Origin of the sequence: Mycolicibacterium diernhoferi, assembly GCF_019456655.1 — a bacterium.
GTDB lineage: Bacteria > Actinomycetota > Actinomycetes > Mycobacteriales > Mycobacteriaceae > Mycobacterium > Mycobacterium diernhoferi.
In genome coordinates this window covers 4,658,656-4,681,172 of record NZ_CP080332.1, presented here as the reverse complement: position 1 = coordinate 4,681,172, position 22,517 = coordinate 4,658,656, and the positions used below count along the sequence as shown (strand labels likewise).

Sequence of the window (22,517 nt, the reverse complement as noted above, 5' to 3'; positions counted from 1 at the left end):
ACAACACTGCCGCCGGTCCGGTTAATCCGCGTGGCCGGTGTGCTGGGTCAGTGGGCTACCGCCTTCTCCGCACCCACTCCGGTAAGCGACCGGACCTCCATCTCGGCGGCGACCGTCGGATCTTCGTCATCCGGTGAGGTCAGGGTGCCGATGATGCCGAGGGCGAAGGCCAGCGGGATCGACACGATGCCCGGGTTGGCCAGCGGGAACCAGGCGATGTCGATGCTGGGCAGCATCGCTGTCTTCGAACCCGTCACCGCCGGGGAGAAGATGATCAGCACGATGGTGGAGATCAGACCGCCGTACATGCTCCACAACGCGCCACGGGTGTTGAACCGTCGCCAGTACAGCGAGTAGACGATCGTCGGCAGATTGGCTGCGGCTGCGACGGCGAAGGCCAACGCCACCAGGAAGGCGATGTTCTGGCCGTTGGCCAGGATGCCGAGACCGATGGCCACGATGCCCAGCACCACCGCGGTGATCCGGGAGACCCGCACCTGCTCGGCCTCGGTGACTTCGCGATCTCCGTGCCGCACCAGGTTGGCATAGACGTCGTGGGCGAACGAGGCCGACGCGGTGATGGTCAACCCGGCGACGACCGCCAGGATGGTGGCGAACGCGACCGCGGAGATGACGCCCAGCAGCACCACACCGCCCAACTCCAGCGCCAGCAGCGGTGCCGCGGAGTTCACCCCACCGGCTGCACCGAGGATTCGGTCCGGGCCTACCAGGGCGGCCGCGCCGTACCCGAGCACCAGGGTGAACAGGTAGAAGGCGCCGATCAGGGCGATGGCCCACACCACGGACTTCCGTGCCTCTTTGGCCGTGGGCACGGTGTAGAAGCGCATCAGCACATGCGGCAGGCCCGCCGTGCCGAGCACCAGCGCCAGTGCCAGGGAGATGAAGTTGATCTGACTGGTCAGCGAGCCGCCGTACTGGGCGCCGGGCGCCAACACATCGCGGCCGGCCACGCCCTCGGTGGTCGCGCCGGAGATCGCCGCCTGTGCCGATCCCAGGATCTCTGAGAAGTTCAGCCCGAACTTGGCCAGCACCATGACGGTCATCAGCCCGGCGCCGGCGATCAGCAGCACGGCCTTGATGATCTGCACCCAGGTGGTGCCCTTCATCCCGCCGACCAGGACGTAGATGATCATCAACACACCGACCACGGCGATGACGACCGACTGGCCGCTGCGGCTGTTGATGTTGAGCAAGAGCGCCACCAGGCCGCCGGCGCCCGCCATCTGCGCCAGCAGGTAGAACAGCGACACCGTCAGGGTCGAGGTGGCCGCGGCCAGCCGCACCGGCTTCTGTTTGAGCCGGAAGCTCAGGACGTCGGCCATGGTGAATCGGCCTGTGTTGCGCAGTAATTCGGCCACCAGGAGCAGGGCCACCAGCCAGGCCACCAGGAAGCCGATGGAGTAGAGGAAGCCGTCGTAGCCGTAGACCGCGATGGCGCCGGCGATGCCGAGGAAGCTCGCCGCCGACAGGTAGTCACCGGCAATCGCGACGCCGTTCTGCGGGCCGGAGAATGCGCGGCCGCCGGTGAAGAACTCGTCGGCGGTGGCGTTCTTCTTGCTGGCCCGGATCACCACGACCATGGTGACGACGACGAACAGCGCGAATATGCCGATGTTGGCCGCGGGATTGCCGACCGCTTCGGTGGCTGCCAGGAGGTTCACTTCAGGGGCCCTTCCAGTTCGTCGCGGATGGCCGCGGAGCGCGGGTCCAGCTCGCGGTTGGCGAACCGGACGTAGAGACCGGTGATGATGAAGGTGGTCAGGAACTGACCGAGACCGATGATCAGACCGACGTTGACGTTGCCGATTACCTCGGTGGCCATGAAGTCGTGGGCGAAGGCGCCCAGCAGGACGTAGAGGCCGTACCAAATCAGGAAGAAGGCGGTCATCGGGAAGACGAACCTGCGCAGTCGGCTGCGCAACTCCTGGAACTCGGGACTCGCCTGCATGGCGACGAACTCTTGGCCGGTGGGGGCCGGCCGACTATCGGTGGTGGGCACCGCGTGCTCCTGACTGTTCGATGTGAACCGCAACTGACTGAAAGCGTATTGAGACTCAGGTCACAACCGAAAGTGTTCCCCCAGGTGAAACGGCTGAAACGAGGGCGAGGTGCGGTGAACGGTCAGTCGTCGACGATGAACGGTGCCCGGGCCTACCCCTTGGGGAGGCGCTCGACGCCCATGCCCAGACGCTCCGGCACGTGCATCCGGGCGAAGATCTGCGCGACGTTGGGGGTGGCCTGGGTGAACAGGCTGACCACGATCATGGTCGCGAACGCCACCGGCACGCTCACCGCGGCCGGATAGCCGACCACCACTGCGGGCCAACCGCCGAGCACCGCCTCGTCGACGCCGCCGGTGATGGCCACCAGCACCGCCCCGCCGCACACCAGCCCGCCGACGATGAGCCCGCTCGCGGCGCCGGCGACGGTCAGTCCGCGCCACCAGATCCCGAGCACCAACAGCGGGCACAGGGTGGACGCCGCGACGGCGAAGGCCAGGCCGACGGTGCGGGACAGTTCCAGATCCGATACCAGCAGTGACAGCGGGATCGGGATCAGGCCGCCGATCACCGCGGCCACCCGGAAATCGCGGACCCGGCCGCGCAGCACATCGGTGGCCAGCGCGCCGGCGATGCTGACCAGCAGCCCCGACGAGGTCGCCAGGAACGCCGCGATGGCACCGGCGGCGACCAGCGCGGCCAGCAGCTGCCCGAACGCCCCGCCGATCGCCGACCCGGGCGCCAGGAGCACTGCGGCGTCCGCGGTTCCGGTGATCAACAGTTGCGGCACATACAGCCGGGAGAACACCCCGAGCAGGATGGGGAAGACGTAGAACAACGACACCAGCGCGATCACGGCCAGCGCGGTGCGCCGGGCCGCCCGGCCGTCGCGGTTGGTGTAGAAGCGCACCAGCACGTGCGGCAGGCCCATGGTGCCCAGAAAGGTCGCGACGATGATCGACAGCACCTGGTACAGCGGGTGCCCGCCACCGAGGCCGCCGCCGGAGGCGATCCACTCGGCGCCGGTGCTCGGCGTCCCGGCCACCGCGGGCGTGGCGGCGCCGGCATCCAGGGTCAGGCTGGTCCCGGTGCCCACGGTGTGCTCACCGGGTGCGCCGAAGGCGGCGTCGCGCACGGCTTTTCCGTCGAGCAACCCGGTGACCCGGATCCCGGCCGGGTCGACCACCCGGACCACCACATCGGTTTCGATCTGCACCGTGGTGTCCCGGTCCACGGTCGGGGGCAGCGGGCCGCCCAGGTCCCCGCGGTCGGAGAAGAACAGGCCGAGCAGTGCCAGCGCGGGGATGGCGACCGCGGTGAGTTTCAGCCAATACTGGAAGGCCTGCACGAAGGTGATCGACCGCATCCCGCCGCCCACCACATTGGTGATGACGATCGCGCCCACCATCACCGGACCTATCCAAACCGGCATGCCGAGAAGGGTTTTCAGGGCCAGCCCGGCGCCCTGGTACTGCGGCGCCAGGTAGAACAGGCAGATCATCACGACGACGAGCATGGCCACCTTGCGCAGCCGGGCCGAGCCGAGCCGGAACTCGGCGAAGTCGGGCACCGTGTACGCACCGGAGCGGCGCAGTGGCGCGGCGACGAACAACAGCAGGCCGAGGTAGCCGGCGGTGAAGCCGACCGGATACCACAGGGCGTCGGCGCCGTATTTCGCGATCAGCCCGGCGACCCCGAGAAACGATGCGGCGGAGAGGTATTCCCCGGAGATGGCGGCGGCGTTCCAGCGGGGTCCGACACTACGGGAGGCCACCAGGAAGTCAGAGGTGGTGCGCGACAAGCGAACACCCCAGCTGCCGATCACGACCGTCGCGACGGCGGCCAGTAACAGCGCGGCTGCGGTCAGCGGGGAGCCGGTCACGGTTCGCTGTCGACGACCCGGACGAAGTCCTTCTCGCCCTGCTCGGCCAGCCGCACATACAGTCGCCCCACGCCGTAGAGCAGCGGATAGGGCAACACGGCCAGCAGCAGCCAGTTCAGTCGCATCCCGAACAGGGTGAGATCCGGCGCCGTCGCGCTGAGCACCAGGATCCCGGCGACCGCCAGTGTGACCACCGCGGCGAGCCGCAGCGCCAGCCCGAGCTGGGCGCGCACCAGCCCGCGCACCAGCGCATCACCGACGTGGGTCTGCTCCTGGACCTCCACCCGGGTACGCACCATCCGCGCACCGCGGCGGTGCGCGAGGACCACGCGTTGGCGTTGCGGGCGTTCAGTCATCGGTGCCGCCCGGTTTGAGGTTGCGCATCGGGTCGCGGACCAGCCGGTCGCGCAGTTCGCGGGCCTGGCGCCGGCTGACCGGGAGTTCCACCGCCGGTGAGTCCCCGTTCGGGCGCAGGCGCACCAGCATGGCGCCGTCGGCGGTGCGCAGGCCGGTCACCAGTCGCAGCGAGACCAGATAGGACCGGTGGATGCGCTGGAAGCCGCGGTCGCGCCACCGTGTTTCCAGGACGCTCAACGGGATTCGCACCAGGTGTGATCCGGTCGCCGAATGCAGCCGGGCGTAGTCGCCCTCGGCTTCCACCCAGCCGATGCTGTCCCGGGGGACCAGGTGGGTGATGCCGCCGAGCTCGGCGGGGATGACATCGGAGTCGGAGTCGGTGGTGTCGGTGACTGCGTCTGCCCCGTTGGCCGGTTCGGGTTCGTTGGCCCGCGCCAGCACGACGCGGCGCACGGCCTCGTCGAGCCGGTTCTGCCGGATCGGCTTGAGCAGATAGTCGAGGGCCCCCACGTCGAACGCCGCGACCGCCTTGTCGTCGTGCGCGGTCACGAACACCACGGCGGGCCGGCTGGCGAAGTTGCGCAGCACGCCGGCGAGTTCGATACCGGACAGGCCGGGCATGTTGATGTCCAGGAACACCGCGTCGATGTCGTGCTGGTTGAGTTCGCGCAGCGCCGAGGTGGCGTCGCCGGCGGTGTACACGGTGCCGATATCGGGATGGTCGCCCAACAGGTACGCCAACTCGTCGAGCGCGGGGGCCTCGTCGTCGACGGCGAGCACGGTCAGGTTGGCGGTCACGAGTCGCTCATACGCTCGCTCATGCGAACCCGCCTCCGCCCGCACGTACGCCCGAGCGGAACTTGGGAACTCGCATGATGACCTTGGTACCCGCTCCGATGGCTGTTTCGACCACCAGACCGTAGTCGTTGCCGAAGGCGGCGCGCAGCCGATGGTCGACATTGGTCAGGCCGACATGCGCGGACTCGGCGGCGCCGGCGGGCTGGGGCGCAGCGACCGGGGGATCGGGTCGGTCGGCCAGCGCGTCACCGGGGCCGGCGCGCAGCGCGTCGGGATCCATCCCGGAGCCGTCGTCCTCGACGGTGATGACGCAGTCCGATCCGGCGTCGGTGGCGACGATCTCCACCGACCCGCCGCCGCGGCCGGCCAGCCCGTGCCGGACCGCGTTCTCCACCAACGGTTGTAGCGCCAGGAAGGGCACCACCACGTTGAGCACTTCCGGGGCGACCTGCAGGCGCACCTTGAGCGCGGCGCCGAACCGGGCCCGCTCCAGGGTGAGGTAGCGGTCGATGTTGCGCAGCTCCTCGGCCAGGGTGGTGTACTGCCCGGCCGCCCGGAACGAGTAGCGGGTGAAGTCGGCGAACTCCAGGATGAGTTCGCGGGCCCGGGCAGGGTCGGTGCGGACGAACGAGGCGATGGTGTTGAGCGCGTTGTAGATGAAGTGCGGGCTGATCTGCGCACGCAGCGCCAGCACCTCGGCCTTGTCCAGGCGGGCCCGGGAGGCGTCGAGTTCGGCGAGTTCGATCTGGCCGGCGGCATAGCGGGCGACCTCGCCGATGGCGCCGAGCATGCCCGGGCCCGGGGTGCCGATGGTGACGACGACGAGCGCGCCGAGTACGTCACCGGCCTCGGTCATCAGGGGCTGGGCCACCACGGTCGAGGTGCGGGCCCCGTTGAGGACCCGGCGTTCACCGGAGATCGACTCGGCGGCGGTCGCCGCGCAGGTTTCGGTGATGTCGGGCTGCCAGATCTGTTGGTCGGACGGGTCGGCGGCCAGCAGTTCACCGTGGCCGTCGAACAGGGCGACGCCGTTGGTGCCGGTGAGCTCCCGCAGGAACGGTGCTGCGGTGGCGGCGGATTCGGCGTCCAGCCCCTGGCGCAACGCGCGCGCGGCCTCCGAGGCGGTGTGCAGCGCGGCGTGCACGGCCCGTTCGGTGGGGGTGGCCACGACACGGCGGGTGCGCACCACCAGCACTGCGGCCACCGCCGCCAGCAGCAGCGCGACCGCCAGCGTCAGCGCGATCTGTCCCGACATCGGTTACTGGACCGGGCAGGCGTACTTCCTGGCCACGTCCATCACCCGTTCTTGCGCGCCGGGCCCGATGACTCCCTGGGCTGCCAGTTCCAGACCGATGTAGCCGGGCAGACCGCCCACGCAGGCCTGGTGCATGGCGCGCCAGGCGGTGTCGGGGTTCAGGTTGTAGCCGTTGCGCTGCAGACCGCCCATGTACTCGTCGAAGGCCGGTGTGCCCTGTTCCGGAATCGCATGAGCGGTCCCGGCCAGGGCGATCGCGACGGCCATAGCCGCAACGACAGGGGCGATCATGCGTCTCATAGCCATCTCCTCGGGCCGATCCTGCTGGTCAGGAGATCACGTTCGCACACTGCACCGACACCGGCCCCCGGATTCGCCGTTCTCCGAGGACGTGGCCCGGCCGTTCGGGGCGGCCTAGGTTGCCAGCCAAGCCAGCGCGGCGACCACGAGGGCCTGGGTTCCGGTGTCCAAGGTGGGCTGGATGACCGGGGCGAAGGTCGGGGAGTGATTGACCGGGATGTCCACGGCGACGCGTCCGGAGTCGACGGCCTTGCGGAAGAGCTTTTCGTCGGTGCCGCCGATGCCCCAGAAGGTGTATGGCACGCCGAGCCCGCGGGGGATGTCGCTGAAGTCCTCGCTGGCCGCTCCGGCCCCGATCGGGCTGAATCGCTCGCCGAAGAACCCGGCGAACGCATCGCTCACCCGGTCGGTGACGGCGTCGTCGTTGACGGTCGGCGGGAACCGGTCGTAGAACTCGAAATCCGGTTCCTTCGGGGAGTCGGATGCCATGCATTCGGCGGAGACGACGCGCCGGATCGCTGCCAGTACCGCGTTGCGGACGGCGTCGTCGTAGGTGCGAAGATTGACTTCCAGGACCGCGTGGTCCCCGATCACGTTGCTCTTGCTGCCCGCGTGGATGCTGCCGACGGTCAGCACGACGGTGTCGGTGGCGGCGACTTCCCGGGAGACGATGGTCTGGAGTCGCAGCACGATCATCGCCGCGAGCACCACCGGGTCGACCCCGGCCTGGGGCATCGAGCCGTGTGCGCCACGGCCGTAGACGGTGATCCGGATGCTGTCGGCGGCCGCGAGCATCGGGCCGCGGTGCGTGGCGACCTGCCCGGCCGGTATCGGGAAGACGTGTTGGGCGAGCGCGACATCCACCGGCGGCAGGAGATCGGCCAGACCGTCCGCGATCATGCCGCGGGCACCGTCGCCGACTTCTTCGGCGGGTTGAAAGACGGTGATCGCGGTCCCCGACCAATGCTCGGTGCCCTCGGCGAGCAGCGTTGCGGCGCCGAGCAGGCAGGTGACGTGCGCGTCGTGGCCGCAGGCATGCATGACGGGCACGTCGCCGCTTCGCTCGGTGCTCGCGTAGGGCAGGCCGGTGGCCTCCTGGACGGGCAAGGCGTCCATATCGGCGCGTAGCAGCACGGACCCGCCGCTGCCGTTGCGCAGGATGCCGACGACTCCGGTCCCCCCGACCCGGTCGTGTACTTCGTAGCCGGCCGCGCGCAGGCGGTCGGCGACCAGCTGCGCGGTGCGGTGTTCTTGGTGGGACAGTTCGGGGTGCCGGTGTAGGTCCCGATACAGGTCTTCCTGCCAGGACCGGATATCGGGGAGCCGTTGCAGCACTGCGGTGGCCGCGCTCATGTTTTTCAGTCTGGCAGGAGTTGTGCTGCCGTCAACGCTTCTGGCGAAACCCACATCGTAGGCTTGCCGGTATGACCGGGAATCTGTGCCTGACCCAAGATCCAGCGTCTGACGCGTTGCTCGAGTCCAACCCGTTCGCCCTGTTGGTCGGCATGCTGCTGGACCAGCAGATCCCGATGGAGACGGCGTTCGCCGGGCCGAAGAAGATCGCCGACCGCATCGGTGCGGTGGACGCCCGTCAGATCGCGGACTACAACCCGGACGAGTTCATCGCGCTGTGTTCGGAAACCCCTGCGATCCACCGCTTCCCGGGGTCGATGTCCAAGCGGGTGCAGGCGTTGGCGCAGGCCATCGTCGATGAGTACGACGGTGACGTCACCGCGCTGTGGACCGCCGGCGACCCGGACGGGGCCGAGGTGCTGCGCCGGCTCAAGCGGCTGCCCGGCTTCGGGGATCAGAAGGCCCGCATCTTCCTCGCCCTGCTGGGCAAGCAGTACGGCGTGACGCCGGAGGGGTGGCGTGCCGCGGCGGGGGATTACGGCAAGCCCGGCACGCACATGTCGGTGGCCGATGTGGTGGACGCCGGTTCGCTGCAGGAGGTTCGGGCGTACAAGAAGAAGATGAAGGCCGCCGCCAAGGCTGCGAAGCAGGCCTAAGCCAACGACGGGCCAAGGCTGCGAAGGCCTGAGCCGGCGCCGACGGTGCACTCAGATCGCTGATCGGGGCGATTTCTCGATCTGGTTGCACCGTCGCTACGCGACACGGTCAGAATGCGGGGCCGTCGAACCGCTCCCGGGTGACGAACTCGGACACTGCGCGGCGCCTCAGCTTGCGTACCTGTTTGACCGGTTTCCCCAGCGGCACCACCGCCGCGACGGCGAACTCGCCGGGAATGCCGAGTAATTCCTGCACCGCGGGCTCCTCGGGCACCGCCATGGTCGTGAGCACGCCCCCGAAGCCTTCATTGCGGGCCGCGAGCAGGATGTTCCACACCAGCGGGTACACCGAGGCGCCCGCCACCACGCCGATGCGGTCGAGACCCTGGTCGAAGGCGGCGACCACACCTAGGTCCACGCAGACCACCAGGACCACGTCGGCCTCGATCAGGTGCGCCGGCCGCCGGACTCGCACCGCGGCGAGATCTTCGGCCGACACGCCCATGGGGTGCAGCGGGTTCCACGGATTCTCCCCGTTGCGCTGCTGGGCGATGTAGCGCCGGAACCCGGTGGCGCAGAGATCGGCGAGCGTTTCCTTGGTCGCCTGGTCACGAATCACCACCACCCGGGTGCCCTGACGGTTGCCGCCGCTGGGTGCGAACCGGGCGTTGTCCAGGATCCGGGTCAGCGTCTCGTCGGGCAGAGGCTCGCCGGTGAACTCCCGGACCGCTCCGGTTGTGCGCATTACGTCGTAGATATCCATGCTCACCGTCATTCGTATGCGATTGTGTTCATATGGCGAAGACACATCTGAACTGCCCGTGTGGCGAAGCGATTCAAGGCACCGACGAGGACGATCTGGTGGAGAAGGCGCAGCAGCACCTCTCGGATTCGCATCCCGGCCGTGAATACGACCGGGAGATGATCCTGTTCATGGCCTACTGAGGCAGCTCCGAGAAACGCATTCCCGGCCGTCACGAATTACCCATGACGGCCGGGAATGCGTTTGCGTCTGAGGCTGTCAAGGCACCACCGTCGAGCCGATGGTGGGCATGAACTGGCATTGCTTCTCGGTCGTGGTGACCTGACCGAAGATCGTCGACATGATGCTGCCCGAGCCGGTCTCGGCGATGGCGGTCAGCGTGGTCGGGCCCTCCGGGTTGATGTTGGCCTGCGGCTTGAGCGTCGCGGTCCCGGACTTGCCGGTGCTCAGGTTCACCCAGGTCACGTTCAGCGGCAGTTTCTGCTCGGCCGCGGGGCCGGGCGTGCCGATGGCGGTGAAGACGTAGGCGGTCTGGCCCGCGGCCGGGCCGGGGGCGGGGATGGTGGCCGGGCCGGCCACCGAGATGGCGGTCGCCAGCACGTTGCCGCCGTCGGCGAGGCAGCCGTTGCTGATCGACGGGTACATGAAGTCCTGGGTCGTCGGCGCGTCCGGGCCGAACGACGGGGTCGCCCCGGCGGGCGCGGGTGCGGGTCCGGGTGCGGGCGCGGCCAGTGGTTCGGCCGGCGGCGGCGGAGCGGGCGCAGCCTCGGGTGCCGGTGCGGGTGCATCGGCGGCGGGCACGGCGGCCGCGGGGGCCGGAAGGTCCTTCGGCACGGCCATCGGGACCGGGCCGACCGAGTACGCCGGATCGACCCCGGCGGGCAGGTGCGCCTGGGCGCCCGCGCCGGCCGCAGGCAGGTGGGCCTGCGGCTCGGACACGAACTGGTTCACAGCGGACGCGACATTCAACGAATCACTGGGGGCCGCCGCGTTTCCGGCGAACGCGGCGGCGGCGGCCATGAGCATCGATGCGGCATTGGTCGGATCAGCAGCGGCCTGCTGAATCGCCGGACCGAGCGTCTCCATCGCCGGTAGCCCCGGAGCCTGTAATCCGTTGATCGGCAGCGGTACGGGCGCGGCCGGGTCGGCGTGGGCTGGGACCGCGACGCCGCCGCCCAGCACCAGTGCGCAGGCAGTGGTGCTGGTCAGCATTGTCCGGATCGATGGCATGACTCCCCCTGGTGGATTTCTCGGTGACGGGCGGTTACTGACGGTCAGGGCAGAGCGGAGACCGGCAGGAACATCGGCACCAGCGACTGGGCGGCGGCATCGGCCGGCGACGAGGCCGGAGCCACGCCCGGGGCCGTGGGTAGGGCCGGGGTGGCCGCCGGGGCCTGCGGCAGCAGACCGGCCAGCGGGGTGCCCGCGGGCATCAGCGACGCCAGACCGGCGGGCATCAGGTTCTGCATCCCGGCCATCGCCGGCGCGGCGGCCGCAGCGGCGGGCAGCGCGGCGGCAGCGGCCGGGGCCTGCGGCAGATTGAGTGATGCGGTGGCGGTGGGCGCCGGGGTGATCGGGTCGATCGGCAGGGTGGTCGCAGCGCCACCACCGGTGAACGCCGAGGCGAGCCCCTGGATGAGCTGCGGCGCAGCGGCCGGCAGGCCGGCGAGCTGGTTCACGAACGGCAGGTTGGGCATTGCGGGCGCCGGTGCGGGCGGCGCCGGGATCGGCTCGGCCACGGCGGTCGGGCTGAGCATCAGGGCGGTGGCGACGGCGCCTGCTCCGGCAATCATGCTGGCGGCAAACGCTTTTCTGACTGGTGACACGGGACTCCCCATTTCGTTGACGGCACGTCTGAATCCGACGGTACGGAGTTACTGGTGTTACTCAAGTGACAAGAGTGGCGTTTATTCAACCGTTACGGAGGTGTGCGTCGATGGTGACCGCCCGCCCGGCCGAGCGGGTCGGGGGTGCGGGGTCGATAGAGTCGGGCCGGTAGACACCAAACACCACACCGGTCCGACGGCGCAGCTCTATCGCTGGGCGCCGCTATTGTTCTTGGTCAGCATCGCCGCGCGGCTCGCCTGGACCTACCTCGTGCCCAACGGCGCCAACTTCGTCGACCTGCACGTCTACGTCGGCGGCGCCGACACCCTGGAGCATCCGGGGGCGCTGTATGACTACGTCTACGCCGAACAGACCCCGGACTTCCCGCTGCCGTTCACCTACCCGCCGTTCGCGGCGGTGGTGTTCTATCCGTTGAGCCTGCTGCCGTTCGGGGTGGTGGCCTTCGTCTGGCAACTGGGGATCTTCGCCTCGCTCTACGGCGTGGTGCGCATCAGCCTGCGCCTGCTCGGCCGCACCGACATGCGGCCGGCGCTGCTGTGGACCGCGGTCGGCATCTGGACCGAGCCGCTGCGCAGTACCTTCGACTACGGCCAGATCAATGTGCTGCTGGTGCTCGCGGTGCTGTGCGCGGTGCAGAGCAGCCGATGGTGGCTCTCTGGGCTGCTGGTCGGATTGGCCGCCGGGGTCAAGCTCACCCCGGCCATCGCCGGACTGTATTTCGTCGGGGTGCGCCGCTGGGGTGTGGCGGTGTTCTCCGCGGTGGTCTTTTTCGGCACCGTCGGGGTGTCGGCACTGGTGGTCGGCGAGCAGGCGCGCTACTACTTCACCGATCTGCTCGGCGACGCCCGCCGCGTCGGGCCGATCGGGACCTCGTTCAACCAGTCCTGGCGTGGCGCGATCTCGCGGATCCTCGGGCACGACGCCGGATACGGGCCGATCGTGATCGCGGCGCTGCTGCTGACCGCGGTGCTGGCACTGTTGGCGTGGCGGGCGATCGGCGCCGACGACCGCCTCGGCGGCATCGTCACGGTGCAGCTGTTCGGGCTGGTGCTCTCACCGATCTCCTGGACCCATCACTGGGTGTGGCTGATCCCGCTGATGATCTGGCTGCTGCACGGCCCGCTGCGGGAGCGGATCGGTGCCCGGGTGCTGGGCTGGGGATGGCTGGCTTTGGCGCTGATCGGGGTGCCGTGGCTGCTGAGCTTCGCGCAGCCGACGATCTGGGAGATCGGCCGGCCCTGGCATCTGGCGTGGGCGGGCCTGGTCTATCCGGTGGCCACGCTGGCCACCCTGGGCTGGCTCGCCGGCGCCGGCAGGTCAGCTACTGCCCGAGCAGCTGATCGATCGCCTTTGCCATCTGCAGGTCCTGATCGGTGATACCACCGGCGGAATGCGTCACCAGCGTGAAAGTCACTGTCCGCCAACGGATATCGATGTCGGGGTGATGGTCTTTCTGCTCGGCCACCTCGGCGACGCGGCGCACGGCCTCGATGCCGTCCAGAAACGTCGGGAACTTCACCGACCGGCGTAGCGCCCCGTCGGACCGTTCCCAGCCGGACAGGTCGGGCAGTGCGGCGTCGACTTGGTCGTTCGTTAACACAGCCATGGATTCGACGGTATACCGTCAACCGCGATGAATGGGCAGATCGTCGTTGCGGGAGCACTTGTTTCAGAGGGCACGCTGCTGGTCGCCCAGCGGGAACGGCCACCGGAGCTGGCCGGGCTGTGGGAGCTGCCCGGGGGCAAGGTCGCGGCGGGGGAGAGCGACGCCGACGCGCTGGTGCGCGAGTTGCAGGAGGAACTTGGGGTCACCGTCACCGTCGGGGCCCGTCTCGGTGCCGATGTCGCGCTGAGCCCCACCGTGACGCTGCGCGCCTACCTGGTCACTGCGTGCTCGGGCAGCCCACACCCGCATGATCACCGTGCGCTGCGCTGGGTGCGAGCCGAGGAGTTGGATGCGCTGGCCTGGGTACCGGCCGACCGCGGCTGGGTGCCGGATCTGGTTGCGGCCCTGCGGACTTCGTAGCTGTCCGGTGCGGCGTCAGGTCACCAGCTGCCCATGGGGGCGCCCTGGCGGAATTCGCCGTTGGCGCGGACCCCGAACGGGGCGGACGAGGTGCTCGGAACGGCGATGATGCCCTCGCGGATGATGCCCTGGGCCATCACGCCGCCGCTGTCGGGGCGGCGGTTCTCGGCACCGGCTCCGCGGACCACGCCCTGGCCGGTGCGGCGCAGTGCGTTCTTGTCGACCAGTACGGCCTGGCGGCTGGTGACGTTCGGGCGCGGCTTGATCTCGACGACGTCGGCGTTCGCGGTGGCGGAGCTGACGGTCACCAGCGCCGCGGCGAAGGCCGCCGTTCCGATGCCCACGACGGTCAGCTTGGTGGCGGAACGTACAAGGTTTCGGGTGCTGAACGGCATCGGTGTTGAACCCCTTCGTCGCAGCGAACCGCTCTGGTCGCTTGCCGGGCCACGTTACCAACTGCTCCGGCCGGTTGTGGCGTTTGCTCGGCGCAGGCTGAGGATTCCTCAGGGCCCAGATTGACGAACAGGTAAATTGCCGAATATTAAGAAAAACTCACAGGTTTTTCGTGGTCCGCGGGGCCGAAACGGCCGCGACGAACCACCGACGGACGCATCGGGCCGTCGCGAGACGGTGCCGTCAGTACCGGAGTCGGTCGCCGACCACCCGCACCGGATGGTCGGGATGGCGGGCGTTGTAGATCGGGTGCAGCAGGGCCTGGTGCCGACATTGCGGGCAGGAACTCTGCGCGGCCCGGGCCGAGGCCACCGTCAGATGGTGACATGCGGCACACCGAACGACGTGTACGGCACCGAACCAGTTGAACAGACCGACGTAGATCGCGAGTGTCGTCGCCAGCGCCAGCACCACGATCAGCGCCACCGTGAGGGCCTCGTAAACCGTCATGATCGATACCTCCAACCACCGTCTGGCGGGTGCCTCCACGGTACGCCGGAAACCCCGTCAACGACAGGTATCGATCCTGCTCATCACGCCTTTCGGGCCCTCTTGTAGACCTTCTCCAACTCCTTGCCCTTGATGCCGTGATGAGCGGCCTTGTGCACCTTGTGCAGGACCAGTGGACACTTCTTGCACCGCGGCTTGCTGCGGCAGCACTTCTTCTTCGGCTTGGCCGAGAGCAGTTTCTTCACGCCCGCCTTCCGGTGGACTCATCGTTTTCGTGATTGGGTACCTGCACTGCGACAATGATGGTTGTGGATTCTCGCCCCAATTTTCGCAACGTAGCCATCGTCGCGCACGTCGACCACGGTAAGACAACGCTGGTTGACGCCATGCTGCGGCAGTCCGGTGCGTTGTCGCACCGTGGCGATGATGCCATCGAACGCCTGATGGACTCCGGTGACCTGGAGAAGGAAAAGGGCATCACCATCCTGGCCAAGAACACCGCGGTGCATCGTCGGAACCCTGACGGCAGCATGACGGTGATCAATGTGATCGACACCCCGGGCCACGCCGACTTCGGTGGCGAGGTCGAGCGCGGTCTGTCCATGGTCGACGGTGTGGTGCTGCTGGTCGACGCGTCGGAGGGGCCGCTGCCGCAGACCCGCTTCGTGCTGCGTAAGGCGCTCGCCGCGCACCTGCCGGTGATCGTGGTGGTCAACAAGACCGACCGTCCCGACGCCCGGATCGCCGAGGTCGTGTCCGAGAGTCACGACCTGCTGCTCGACGTCGCCTCCGACCTCGACGACGAGGCGCAGAAGGCCGCCGAATTCGCGCTCGGACTGCCGGTGCTGTACGCCTCGGGGCGCGCGGGCATCGCCAGCACCACCGAGCCGGCCAACGGGGAGAACCCCGACGGGGAGAACCTCGACCCGCTGTTCGACGTGCTGATGGAGCACATCCCGCCGCCGCAGGGCGACCCGGAGGCCCCGCTGCAGGCGCTGGTGACCAACCTCGACGCGTCCGCGTTCCTGGGCCGTCTGGCGCTGGTCCGCATCTACAAGGGCAAGCTCAAGAAGGGCCAGCAGGTGGCCTGGATGCGTGAGGTCGACGGTCACCCCGTCGTCACCAACGCCAAGATCACCGAACTACTCGTCACCGTCGGTGTCGAGCGCACGCCGACGGATGAGGCCATCGCCGGCGACATCGTCGCCGTCGCCGGAATGCCCGAGATCATGATCGGCGACACCCTCGCCGACACCGAGCATGCGCACGCCTTGCCGCGGATCACCGTCGATGAGCCCGCCATCTCGGTCACCATCGGCACCAACACCTCGCCGCTGGCCGGCAAGGTGCCCGGGCACAAGCTGACCGCGCGCATGGTCAAGAGCCGCTTGGACGCCGAACTCGTCGGCAACGTCTCGATCAAGGTCGTCGACATCGGCCGTCCGGACGCCTGGGAGGTGCAGGGCCGTGGTGAGCTGGCGCTGGCCATCCTGGTCGAGCAGATGCGCCGCGAAGGCTTCGAGCTGACCGTCGGCAAGCCTCAGGTGGTCACCCAGACCATCGACGGCAAACTGCACGAGCCGTTCGAGGCGATGACCATCGACACCCCGGAAGAGTTCGTCGGGGCGATCACCCAGCTGATGGCCGCGCGCAAGGGCCGCATGGAAGACATGACCAACCATGCCGCCGGGTGGGTCCGGATGGACTTCATCGTGCCCAGCCGTGGGCTGATCGGCTTCCGCACCGACTTCCTCACCCTGACTCGCGGCACCGGCATCGCCAACGCGGTGTTCGACGGTTACCGGCCGTGGGCCGGCGAGATCCGGGCCCGCCACACCGGCTCGCTGGTGTCGGATCGCAGCGGCAAGATCACGCCGTTCGCGATGACCCAGCTCGCCGACCGTGGACAGTTCTTCGTCGAGCCCGGCCAGGACACCTACGAGGGCCAGGTCGTCGGCATCAATCCGCGCGCCGAGGATCTCGACATCAACGCCACCCGCGAGAAGAAGCTGACCAACATGCGGTCCTCGACGGCCGACGTCTTCGAGACGCTGGCCCGTCCGCTGGAACTCGGCCTGGAACAGGCCATGGAGTTCTGCGCCGAGGACGAGTGCGTCGAGGTCACCCCGGAGATCGTGCGGGTGCGCAAGCTCGAACTCACCGCCAGCCTGCGGGCCCGGGCGAAGTCGCGGGCCAAGGCACAGAACTCCTGAGCCTGGACCGGGCCGATACCCTGAACCTCGTGCCGACAGCCCGACACCGCTTCACCGTGCCCGTGGCCGTGCTGTCGGCGCTGGTTCTGGCGGGCTGCACCGTCAGCCCGCCGCCGGCGCCGCAGAGCACCGAGACCGTGTCGACGCCGCCGCCGGCCCCGGCGAAGGCCATGCAGGTCATCATGGCCATCGACGCGATCGGCGCCGGCTTCAATCCGCACCTGCTGTCCGACCAGTCCTCGGTCAACGCCGCGATCTCCTCGCTGGTGCTGCCGAGTTCGTTCCGTCCGATCGCCGATCCGGACACCCCGACCGGTTCGCGCTGGGAGATGGACCCCACCCTGCTGGTGTCGGCGGAGGTGACCGGTGAGGAGCCCTTCACCGTCACCTACAAGATCCGGCCCGAGGCGCAGTGGACCGACAACGCGCCGATCGCCGCCGACGACTACTGGTACCTGTGGCGGCAGATGGTCAGCCATCCCGGTGTCGTCGACCCGGCGGGTTACGACCTGATCACCGGCGTGCAGTCGGTCGAGGGCGGCAAGACCGCGGTGGTGACCTTCTCCCAGCCCTACCCGGCCTGGCGGGAACTGTTCAACGACCTCCTGCCCGCCCACATCGTCAAAGATGTGCCGGGCGGATTCGGCGCCGGCCTGGCCCGGGCGCTACCGGTCACCGGTGGACAGTTCCGGGTGGACAACATCGACCCGCAGCGCGACGAGATCCTGCTGGCCCGCAACGACCGCTACTGGGGCGAGCCCGCCGCGCCGGATCAGATCCTGTTCCGTCGCGCGGGATCCCCAGCTGCACTTGCCGATTCGATCCGCAACGAGGACACCCAGGTGGCCCAGGTGCACGGCGGGCAGGCGGCCTTCGCGCAGCTCTCGGCGATCCCCGACGTGCGCACCGCGCGCATCGTCACCCCGCGGGTCATGCAGGTGACCCTGCGCGCCCAGCAGCCGGCGCTGGCCGATCTGCGGGTCCGCAAGGCGCTGTTCGGTCTGCTCGACGTGGACCTGCTGGCCGCCGTCGGGGCCGGATCCGACAACACCGTGACGCTGGCGCAGGCGCAGGTGCGCTCACCCTCGGACCCCGGTTACGTGCCCACCGCGCCGCCGGCGATGAGTCGGGAGGCCGCGCTGAATCTGCTCGCCGACGCCGGCTACCGGATCGAACCCATCACGCCCACGCAGCCCAGCACCCCGGGCAGTCCCGCACCGGACGAGGCCCGCGGCCAGATCGTCAAGGACGGTGAACAGCTCACGGTGGTCCTCGGGGTGGCGGCCAATGACCCGACCTCCATCGCGGTGGCCAACACCGCGGCCGATCAACTGCGCAACGTCGGCATCGCCGCGTCGGTGTCGGCGCTGGACCCGGTCATCCTGTACAGCGAAGCGATGGTGAACAATTCGGTCGACGCGGTGGTCGGCTGGCATGCCGCGGGCGGGGATCTGGCCACTGCGCTGGCATCCCGGTACGGCTGCCCCGCGCTGGAAGCCACCCCGGTGTCCACCGTGAGCCCCGCGCCCAGCGTCACCGTCACCACCACGCCGCCGAAGACGTCGAGCACGGTCACGTCGGCGCCGCCCGCGCCGACGGCGAGCGCCACGCCCACCTCCGGTGCCGCCGACCCTCAACCCCCGGGTGGCGCAGGGGAATTGGTGCAGGCCCCCAGTAACCTCACCGGGATCTGTGACCGCAGCATCCAGCCGCGGATCGATGCGGCGCTGCGTGGCACCGAGGAGATCGGTGACGTGATCGAGGCCGTCGAGCCCAAGCTGTGGAACCTGTCGACGGTGCTGCCGATCCTGCAGGACACCACCATCGTGGCGGCCGGTCCGCGGGTGGCCGGGGTCAGCCTGACCGGCGCGGTACCGGTCGGAATCGTCGGTGACGCCGGGAAATGGGCCAAACTCCCCAAGTAGCAGCGCAAGACGAAGATGGGGCCCGCCGGTCGGCGGGCCCCATCTTTTTCATGCTGGGTTACTCGGACGAACCACCGCCGGACGAGCCGGAATCGCCACCCGAATCGCCCCCGGCGTCACCGCCGGAGTCGCCGGCGTCGGTGTCGGCACCATCGGCGTCACCGTCCGCTTCGCCGGACAGACCGCCCGAACCACCTGCGCCACCGCCGGTCGAGGTCGATCCGGAACCGGCCTCGGACTCGGCGTCCTCGTCCTCGTCGTCCGATCCGGTCAGGGCTTCACGCTCGTCGGCGATCGACTTGGGCGTGTCCTCGGCCACCTCCTCGTCGTCACCGGCGAGCAGGTCGTCGGCCGAGGACTCTTCCTCGAGGGCGACGGTTTCGGTGACGGCCTCGGTCTCGGTGTCCTCGGTCGAGAGTTCCTCGGTCTCGGTGACCTCGGAAACGACCTCGACCTCGATTGCGTCGGTGCCCTCGGATTCGGCACCCGCGAGCACGTCCGCCGAACCGGCGTCCTCGACCTCGGGGGCCGAATCGGTCACCAGCACCGACATCAACTCCGGGGCGGGCGGCTTGATCGCGTTGCCGATTTCCACCCGCAGATTCTGGAGTGCACCGAAGATGCCGGTCGACAGAATATTGTCGAACGGTGTGAGCAGGCCGGCGGCGGGCAACGGGATGCCACTGAAGACGATGTTGCCGTGGCCGTTGAGGATGCCGCCGACGACGGCGGCCGGAATGTTGAGCACCGCCTTGATCACGTTGCCGAGGTTGCCCGTCTTGAGGCCGTTGACCACATCCTGGGCCTGCTCCACCACGGCGTTCACCGCGGACAGGATCGGTCCGCCGATCGACAGGACGAATGCCAGGACGGTGGACGGGTTGGCGATCGTGCCGACGATATTGGCCAGATTCTGGGCCATCGCGCTGATGGATTCGACAATCGGAACGATCGGCAGCAGCACGGCCAGGCCGACCCCCATCACCGGGTTCAGCAGCGACTGGACACCATCCACGATATTGCCGGCGGCAAAGTACGTGAGCGAATCGCGGATAGATGCCGGGAGAGTCTTGAGCGCATCCAGCGCTTGGTTGGCACCCGCCTCAAGTCCTTCGAATACTGCGCGTCCGTAGCCGATCTGGTTCTTGATCGCCTGCCCGAGGACCGGGGCAGGGGCGGCCAGCACGGCCTGGCCCAAGGCGCCGACGTTGCCGGCGGAGGTCTGTAGAACGTCCAGCCACAACTGGATCGGGTTCTGGGTCGAGGTCAACGCCACGTTGGCCGAATGGGTCACCGCCGCCCGTAGTTCGACGGTTCGCTCCAGCGGTTGGATCGGCGTCAGCGCAATCGCGCCGGCGCCGACGAACGCCACACCGGCGGTCAGGTACGAGCGGACAGAAACCTGCATCATGTCTCCCTTGCAAGGACAGAACAATATTAACGATGACGAAAGTAACTCGCTTTGTAATGCGCTGTTGCCATAATTGACACAAGTTATAATTTTGCCCGTTTCCGGAAAAATCAAGATCGAGTGTGGTAGCGCGCCGAACGTGACGGCTAGTGTTGTTGTCAGACAACAACTTCCACTATTCCACTGTCCGTCATGCCGGGTGTTTGACAACGGATAGGGGTTGCTCCTGGCGCGCCAGACGATGGGTCGTAAGGCGCAGGTCGCAGGGTGGCCTCGTGCTTCCGGCCTCGCCGGGGTAAACCTGAGGGCGTGGAAACACCCCGGTTGCTCTTCGTGCATGCACACCCCGACGACGAGTCCCTGACCACCGGCGCGACCATCGCGCACTACGCGGCCATGGGCGCGGACGTGCGGGTGGTCACCTGCACGATGGGCGAAGAGGGCGAGGTGATCGGCGACCGCTGGGCCGGCCTCGCTGTCGACGAAGCCGACCAGCTGGGCGGCTACCGCGTCATAGAACTCACCGGGGCGCTGGCAGCCCTCGGCGCCGGGCAACCGCATTATCTGGGTGGGGCCGGGCGCTGGCGGGACTCCGGGATGCCGGGCACGCCCGCGCGGCACCGGCAGCGGTTCGTCGACGCGCCACTGGACGAACCCGTCGCAGAGTTGGTCGCCGTCATCACCGAATTCCGGCCGCATGTGGTCGTCGGGTATGACCCCAACGGCGGGTACGGGCATCCCGACCACATCCGGGTCCATGAGGTCGCCACCGCCGCGGTGGCCGCGTCGGCCCAGCACGGGTGGGCGGTGCCGAAGTTCTACTGGACGGTGATGGCGGTGTCGGGATTCGTGGAGGGTTTCCGCAACATCGGTGACCCGCCCGAGGACTGGGTCGTGATCAAAGCCGAGGACTTCACCTTCGGCTACCCCGACGACCAGGTGGATGCGGTGATCGACGCGTCGGCGCAGCTGCCGGCCAAGGCGGCCGCGTTGCGAGCACACGCCACCCAGGTGATGGTCGCCCCGGACGGGCGGTCGATGGCGTTGTCGAACAAGATCGCGTTACCGCTGTGGGGGATCGAGCACTATGTGCTGGCCGCCGGCGAACGCGGAGCCGACGGAGTGGAGACGGATCTGCTGGCAGGTCTGGATCTGGGGTAGTTACGCGGTAGGCTCCCCGCATGGACCCGGAATTGGATCCCAACCTGCAGCACTGGCAGGACCGCGCCGATAACTTCCAGTGGGTCGTCGGCTCTCTGGTCGCCCTGCTCGACAGCATCCCGACCTGACAGCCGAACCTTCGGACGGTCCGGCCTGGCTGCCGCCCGTCGTTCTCGCGTTGCTCGCCGTCGACGGCGTGCTGTCCGCTCTGACTGCGGCGTTCCTGCTTCCGCTGCGGCTGGGCTCGGTGCCGTTTCCCATCAGCATGCTGATCACCGGTGCAGTGAACGCTGCCCTGGTGTGGGCGGCGTTGCATTGGACGACCTCGGTGCGGGTGGCCGCGTTGCCGCTGTGGACATGGCTGGCCACGGTGCTCGCGCTGACCTTCGGCGGGCCGGGCAATGATCTGGTGTTCGGCGGCGCCGGCGTGATGGGCTACGCGGTGCTGCCGTTCATCGCGGTGGGCGCGCTGCCGGCGGCCGCACTCCTGCGGCGCGCCGCGCGCGGCTCAGCCGTCTGAACCGGAGCCGGCCTTGGCGTCGGACTTGGTGTCCGCATTGCGGTCGGATTTGGTGTCGGTCCCCGTGTCGGACTTCGTTTCCGGTGCGGCGTCGGGGCCGTCGTCGGACGTCAGGCCGGAACCCTGGTGCTCGTCGTCCTGGTCTGCGTCTTTGGTGTCGTCCACCGCGTCGAGGTCTTTGGCGGATTCCAGGCCGTCGGTTGCTTCCGGCTCCGTCTCCAGCTCGACCTCGGCGGACAGTTCGGCGTCGGCGTCGGTGTCGTCGACGAGTTCAGACTCACCGACGGTCTCGCCGTCAGTGAGGTCAGGTTCGTTTTCCGTCTCGGTGCCGACGGGTGCCGTGAGGGTGTCGTGGTCGGTGGGAGGCTGCGTTTCGAGTACCTCGTTGCCTCGGCGTGCGGACTCGGGGTCGGTGCCCCGTTCGGTGTCGGCGGCCGCGGCCAAGGTCAGGTTCACGTCCTCGGCCGGGGCCGCGGTGGACAGCGATCCGCCGATCGGCGGGATCGGGGGCAGCGGCGGCAGCCAGAACGCCAACTGGTCGTTCGCGAAGTAGATGAAGGAGTTGATGCTGTCCACGATGACGTTGCGTAGGCCCTGCGCGAACGACACCTCGTGGTCGATCCAGTCGGCGATGTTGAAGGTGATGCTCCGGACGATCCGTTCACCGAGGTTGTAGAAGTACATGATCTGAGGGGAGAGCCAGCCCACCCAGGGAATCCAGCCCACCGCGTAGGCGGCGACCTCGAATCCCCACTGCACCCAGGGTTCGATTGCGTTGTAGGTGTTCTCGATGAACGTGCCGACCGAGTTGCCGACGACCGTCGGCGGGAACTGCGGCGACGGGAAGGCCACACGGGAGCTCGGCGGAACGACGATGCGGTCAACCCAGTCGACGAGCAGATCAGGCAGTGCCGCGGCCGTGACCTGCGGCTGAATCGCAGCGGAAAGCCGCACCGATTGGGACGTCACCCGTACGTTCTGTGCCGAGGCCAGCGGCGGACGATCCGGCACCGGTGGTGCGAATGCGATGGCCGTGGCAGTTGTTGCCGCGACCCCCAGCGAGACCCAGGGGCGAAGTAGATGATTCATGACGCGGCACCTTCTCAGGTCAGTGCGTAAGCCCCT

The 22,517-nt window shown here is 68.6% G+C and carries 25 protein-coding genes; 8 read left to right on the top strand and 17 right to left on the bottom strand.

From position 1 onward, the window contains the following. Positions 1-47: 47 nt before the first annotated feature. The 8 genes from K0O62_RS22080 to K0O62_RS22045 form a co-directional block, all read right to left on the bottom strand. Positions 48-1,682 (bottom strand): monocarboxylic acid transporter, encoded by a 1,635-nt coding sequence (locus K0O62_RS22080; RefSeq protein WP_073858798.1) that lies wholly within the window; start codon positions 1,680-1,682, stop codon positions 48-50. Then, a complete protein-coding gene (locus tag K0O62_RS22075) occupies positions 1,679-1,969 on the bottom strand; it encodes a DUF485 domain-containing protein (RefSeq protein ID WP_079244521.1) in 291 nt (96 codons plus the stop codon). Before K0O62_RS22075 ends, K0O62_RS22080 begins: the two co-directional genes overlap by 4 nt. 203 nt (positions 1,970-2,172) lie before the next feature. Continuing rightward, positions 2,173-3,903: a sodium/solute symporter gene (locus K0O62_RS22070; protein WP_073858799.1), complete on the bottom strand. Its 1,731-nt coding sequence runs from the start codon at positions 3,901-3,903 to the stop codon at positions 2,173-2,175. Then, positions 3,900-4,259: a hypothetical protein gene (locus K0O62_RS22065; RefSeq protein WP_073858800.1), complete on the bottom strand. Its 360-nt coding sequence runs from the start codon at positions 4,257-4,259 to the stop codon at positions 3,900-3,902. The genes K0O62_RS22070 and K0O62_RS22065 overlap by 4 nt, the downstream gene beginning before the upstream one ends. After that, positions 4,252-5,058, bottom strand: coding sequence for a LytR/AlgR family response regulator transcription factor (locus tag K0O62_RS22060; RefSeq protein WP_073858801.1), 807 nt, complete (start codon positions 5,056-5,058; stop codon positions 4,252-4,254). The genes K0O62_RS22065 and K0O62_RS22060 overlap by 8 nt, the downstream gene beginning before the upstream one ends. Before the next feature lie 19 nt (positions 5,059-5,077). Next, positions 5,078-6,313: a sensor histidine kinase gene (locus K0O62_RS22055; RefSeq protein ID WP_073858802.1), complete on the bottom strand. Its 1,236-nt coding sequence runs from the start codon at positions 6,311-6,313 to the stop codon at positions 5,078-5,080. A 3-nt stretch (positions 6,314-6,316) separates the two neighbouring features. Next, positions 6,317-6,619, bottom strand: coding sequence for a DUF732 domain-containing protein (locus K0O62_RS22050; RefSeq protein ID WP_073858803.1), 303 nt, complete (start codon positions 6,617-6,619; stop codon positions 6,317-6,319). A gap of 108 nt (positions 6,620-6,727) precedes the next feature. Then, the gene (locus tag K0O62_RS22045; RefSeq protein ID WP_073858804.1) at positions 6,728-7,966 is read right to left on the bottom strand and encodes an amidohydrolase; all 1,239 of its coding nucleotides are present in this window, start codon (positions 7,964-7,966) and stop codon (positions 6,728-6,730) included. Positions 7,967-8,037: 71 nt separating this feature from the next. Between K0O62_RS22045 and K0O62_RS22040 the strand changes: the two genes are divergently transcribed. Further along, a complete protein-coding gene (locus tag K0O62_RS22040; protein ID WP_073858805.1) occupies positions 8,038-8,622 on the top strand; it encodes an HhH-GPD-type base excision DNA repair protein in 585 nt (194 codons plus the stop codon). 109 nt (positions 8,623-8,731) lie between these two features. Here K0O62_RS22040 and K0O62_RS22035 read toward each other — a convergent pair whose 3' ends face one another. Beyond that, positions 8,732-9,385: a nitroreductase family protein gene (locus tag K0O62_RS22035; RefSeq protein WP_073858855.1), complete on the bottom strand. Its 654-nt coding sequence runs from the start codon at positions 9,383-9,385 to the stop codon at positions 8,732-8,734. 32 nt (positions 9,386-9,417) lie between these two features. On the opposite strand from K0O62_RS22035, the gene K0O62_RS22030 reads away from it, so the two are divergent. Next, entirely contained in the window at positions 9,418-9,567 is a 150-nt protein-coding gene (locus K0O62_RS22030) for a DUF1059 domain-containing protein (protein ID WP_073858806.1), read from the top strand. A gap of 76 nt (positions 9,568-9,643) precedes the next feature. Here K0O62_RS22030 and K0O62_RS22025 read toward each other — a convergent pair whose 3' ends face one another. Both K0O62_RS22025 and K0O62_RS22020 read right to left on the bottom strand, forming a co-directional pair. After that, positions 9,644-10,615, bottom strand: a complete 972-nt coding sequence (locus K0O62_RS22025) for an Rv1157c family protein (protein WP_073858807.1) — start codon at positions 10,613-10,615, stop codon at positions 9,644-9,646. Between the two features lie 44 nt (positions 10,616-10,659). Continuing rightward, positions 10,660-11,178, bottom strand: coding sequence for a hypothetical protein (locus K0O62_RS22020; RefSeq protein ID WP_234800253.1), 519 nt, complete (start codon positions 11,176-11,178; stop codon positions 10,660-10,662). Between the two features lie 49 nt (positions 11,179-11,227). On the opposite strand from K0O62_RS22020, the gene K0O62_RS22015 reads away from it, so the two are divergent. Then, positions 11,228-12,610 (top strand): mannosyltransferase, encoded by a 1,383-nt coding sequence (locus K0O62_RS22015; protein ID WP_073858809.1) that lies wholly within the window; start codon positions 11,228-11,230, stop codon positions 12,608-12,610. Here K0O62_RS22015 and K0O62_RS22010 read toward each other — a convergent pair. After that, positions 12,555-12,839 carry a 4a-hydroxytetrahydrobiopterin dehydratase gene (locus tag K0O62_RS22010; protein WP_073858810.1) on the bottom strand — a complete coding sequence of 95 codons (285 nt, stop codon included), beginning with the start codon at positions 12,837-12,839 and terminating at the stop codon, positions 12,555-12,557. The genes K0O62_RS22015 and K0O62_RS22010 overlap by 56 nt on opposite strands. A 27-nt stretch (positions 12,840-12,866) precedes the next feature. On the opposite strand from K0O62_RS22010, the gene K0O62_RS22005 reads away from it, so the two are divergent. Continuing rightward, positions 12,867-13,259 (top strand): (deoxy)nucleoside triphosphate pyrophosphohydrolase, encoded by a 393-nt coding sequence (locus tag K0O62_RS22005; protein WP_073858811.1) that lies wholly within the window; start codon positions 12,867-12,869, stop codon positions 13,257-13,259. Between the two features lie 20 nt (positions 13,260-13,279). Here the strand turns inward: K0O62_RS22005 and K0O62_RS22000 are convergent, their stop codons facing one another. The 3 genes from K0O62_RS22000 to K0O62_RS21990 all read right to left on the bottom strand — a co-directional run bounded on the left by K0O62_RS22000 (position 13,280) and on the right by K0O62_RS21990 (position 14,407). Further along, a complete protein-coding gene (locus K0O62_RS22000) occupies positions 13,280-13,603 on the bottom strand; it encodes a hypothetical protein (RefSeq protein ID WP_131817456.1) in 324 nt (107 codons plus the stop codon). Between the two features lie 292 nt (positions 13,604-13,895). After that, positions 13,896-14,162, bottom strand: coding sequence for a hypothetical protein (locus tag K0O62_RS21995; protein WP_073858856.1), 267 nt, complete (start codon positions 14,160-14,162; stop codon positions 13,896-13,898). A gap of 83 nt (positions 14,163-14,245) precedes the next feature. After that, on the bottom strand, positions 14,246-14,407 hold the full coding sequence (locus tag K0O62_RS21990; RefSeq protein ID WP_097933606.1) for a hypothetical protein: 162 nt from the start codon (positions 14,405-14,407) through the stop codon (positions 14,246-14,248). Between the two features lie 63 nt (positions 14,408-14,470). On the opposite strand from K0O62_RS21990, the gene typA reads away from it, so the two are divergent. After that, entirely contained in the window at positions 14,471-16,375 is a 1,905-nt protein-coding gene (gene typA, locus K0O62_RS21985) for a translational GTPase TypA (RefSeq protein WP_207551004.1), read from the top strand. 29 nt (positions 16,376-16,404) lie between these two features. Then, positions 16,405-18,300 carry an ABC transporter family substrate-binding protein gene (locus tag K0O62_RS21980; protein ID WP_073858813.1) on the top strand — a complete coding sequence of 632 codons (1,896 nt, stop codon included), beginning with the start codon at positions 16,405-16,407 and terminating at the stop codon, positions 18,298-18,300. 58 nt (positions 18,301-18,358) lie between these two features. Here K0O62_RS21980 and K0O62_RS21975 read toward each other — a convergent pair whose 3' ends face one another. After that, the gene (locus K0O62_RS21975; RefSeq protein ID WP_220045470.1) at positions 18,359-19,825 is read right to left on the bottom strand and encodes a hypothetical protein; all 1,467 of its coding nucleotides are present in this window, start codon (positions 19,823-19,825) and stop codon (positions 18,359-18,361) included. Positions 19,826-20,020: 195 nt separating this feature from the next. Here K0O62_RS21975 and mshB point away from each other — a divergent pair, with 195 nt between their 5' ends. Further along, positions 20,021-20,872, top strand: coding sequence for an N-acetyl-1-D-myo-inositol-2-amino-2-deoxy-alpha-D-glucopyranoside deacetylase (mshB, locus tag K0O62_RS21970; protein ID WP_073858815.1), 852 nt, complete (start codon positions 20,021-20,023; stop codon positions 20,870-20,872). A 79-nt stretch (positions 20,873-20,951) separates the two neighbouring features. After that, positions 20,952-21,392 carry a hypothetical protein gene (locus K0O62_RS21965; RefSeq protein ID WP_073858816.1) on the top strand — a complete coding sequence of 147 codons (441 nt, stop codon included), beginning with the start codon at positions 20,952-20,954 and terminating at the stop codon, positions 21,390-21,392. Here K0O62_RS21965 and K0O62_RS21960 read toward each other — a convergent pair. Beyond that, positions 21,381-22,481: a hypothetical protein gene (locus K0O62_RS21960; RefSeq protein WP_131817457.1), complete on the bottom strand. Its 1,101-nt coding sequence runs from the start codon at positions 22,479-22,481 to the stop codon at positions 21,381-21,383. The two genes, K0O62_RS21965 and K0O62_RS21960, sit on opposite strands and share 12 nt — an antisense overlap. Between the last annotated feature and the right edge of the window lie 36 nt (positions 22,482-22,517).

Bases quoted from the DNA above. Each gene is read 5' to 3' on its own strand.
- K0O62_RS22075 (WP_079244521.1), bottom strand. From the start codon at position 1,969: ATGCAGGCGAGTCCCGAGTTCCAGGAGTTGCGCAGCCGACTGCGCAGG.
- K0O62_RS22065 (WP_073858800.1), bottom strand. From the start codon at position 4,259: ATGACTGAACGCCCGCAACGCCAACGCGTGGTCCTCGCGCACCGCCGC.
- K0O62_RS22055 (WP_073858802.1), bottom strand. From the start codon at position 6,313: ATGTCGGGACAGATCGCGCTGACGCTGGCGGTCGCGCTGCTGCTGGCG.
- K0O62_RS22050 (WP_073858803.1), bottom strand. From the start codon at position 6,619: ATGGCTATGAGACGCATGATCGCCCCTGTCGTTGCGGCTATGGCCGTC.
- K0O62_RS22045 (WP_073858804.1), bottom strand. From the start codon at position 7,966: ATGAGCGCGGCCACCGCAGTGCTGCAACGGCTCCCCGATATCCGGTCC.
- K0O62_RS22040 (WP_073858805.1), top strand. From the start codon at position 8,038: ATGACCGGGAATCTGTGCCTGACCCAAGATCCAGCGTCTGACGCGTTG.
- K0O62_RS22035 (WP_073858855.1), bottom strand. From the start codon at position 9,385: ATGGATATCTACGACGTAATGCGCACAACCGGAGCGGTCCGGGAGTTC.
- K0O62_RS22030 (WP_073858806.1), top strand. From the start codon at position 9,418: ATGGCGAAGACACATCTGAACTGCCCGTGTGGCGAAGCGATTCAAGGC.
- K0O62_RS22025 (WP_073858807.1), bottom strand. From the start codon at position 10,615: ATGCCATCGATCCGGACAATGCTGACCAGCACCACTGCCTGCGCACTG.
- K0O62_RS22020 (WP_234800253.1), bottom strand. From the start codon at position 11,178: ATGATTGCCGGAGCAGGCGCCGTCGCCACCGCCCTGATGCTCAGCCCG.
- K0O62_RS22010 (WP_073858810.1), bottom strand. From the start codon at position 12,839: ATGGCTGTGTTAACGAACGACCAAGTCGACGCCGCACTGCCCGACCTG.
- K0O62_RS22005 (WP_073858811.1), top strand. From the start codon at position 12,867: ATGAATGGGCAGATCGTCGTTGCGGGAGCACTTGTTTCAGAGGGCACG.
- K0O62_RS21995 (WP_073858856.1), bottom strand. From the start codon at position 14,162: ATGACGGTTTACGAGGCCCTCACGGTGGCGCTGATCGTGGTGCTGGCG.
- K0O62_RS21960 (WP_131817457.1), bottom strand. From the start codon at position 22,481: ATGAATCATCTACTTCGCCCCTGGGTCTCGCTGGGGGTCGCGGCAACA.